The 1,206-nt window shown below is 65.8% G+C and carries 1 protein-coding gene; it reads left to right on the top strand.

Going from position 1 to position 1,206, the window contains the following annotated elements; all coding sequences use genetic code 11:
• Positions 1-1,206, top strand: a 1,206-nt coding sequence (gene glyA, locus ACT3S6_RS15870; RefSeq protein WP_444555772.1) for a serine hydroxymethyltransferase, incomplete at both ends; no start/stop codon positions are given.

Here is a 1,206-nt window from a genome sequence, read left to right as displayed (position 1 = left end):
TGGCGGAGCTTGATCCCGAGGTTGCTTCGCGGATCGATGCCGAGCTGGCCCGCCAGCAGGACGGTCTGGAAATGATCGCCTCGGAGAACCACACCGCCCAGGCGGTCATGGAAGCCCAGGGCTCGGTGCTGACCAATAAATACGCCGAGGGATACCCCGGGCGCCGGTACTACGGCGGCTGCGAGCATGTCGACGTGATCGAGTCGCTGGCGATCGAGCGGGTCAAGGCCCTCTTCGGGGCCGGTTTCGCCAACGTCCAGCCGCATTCGGGCGCCCAGGCCAATGCCTCGGTGATGCACGCGTTGATCCGTCCCGGGGACACGGTCATGGGCCTGAACCTGGCCCATGGCGGTCACTTGACCCACGGGATGAAGATCAACTTCTCCGGACGGCTGTACAACATCGTCCCGTACTCGGTGTCCGAAACGGATCTGCGGATCGATATGGACGAGGTCGAGGCGTTGGCGATCGAGCACCAGCCCAAGATGATCGTGGCCGGCTGGTCGGCGTATCCGCGTCAGCTGGACTTCGAACGCTTCCGGGCCATTGCCGATCAGGTCGGCGCCTACTTGTTCGTGGACATGGCCCATTTCGCCGGTCTGGTCGCTGCCGGGTTGCATCCTTCCCCGGTGCCCCATGCCCATGTGGTCACCTCCACCACGCATAAGACGTTGGCCGGCCCGCGCGGCGGGATCATCCTGACCAACGAGGCCGATATCGCCAAGAAGATCAACTCCGCGGTGTTCCCCGGTCAGCAGGGCGGGCCGTTGGAGCATGTCATTGCCGGCAAGGCGGTGGCGTTCAAGATCGCCGCCTCCGAAGAGTTCGCCGAGCGCCAGGCGCGCACGTTGGCCGGGGCGAGGATCCTGGCCGAACGCCTCACGGCCGCAGATGTCGCCGAGTGCGGGATCAGCGTGTTGACCGGGGGCACGGATGTGCACCTGGTGTTGGTGGATCTGCGGGATTCGGTCCTCAATGGCCAGGAAGGCGAGGACCTGTTGGCGAAGATCGAGATCACGGTCAACCGCAATGCGGTCCCGTTCGATCCGCGGCCTCCGATGGTGACGTCGGGGCTACGGATCGGGACCCCGGCGTTGGCCACCCGTGGTTTCTCGGAGGCGGCCTTTACCGAGGTCGCCGACATCATCGCGTTGGCGTTGATCGCCGGGACCGCCGACGGCGGTGCCGACGCGGCGGTCCTTGACG

Origin of the sequence: Arthrobacter sp. AOP36-C1-22, assembly GCF_052377515.1 — a bacterium.
GTDB lineage: Bacteria > Actinomycetota > Actinomycetes > Actinomycetales > Micrococcaceae > Arthrobacter_H.
This window is presented reverse-complemented; position numbering and strand designations above follow the sequence as displayed.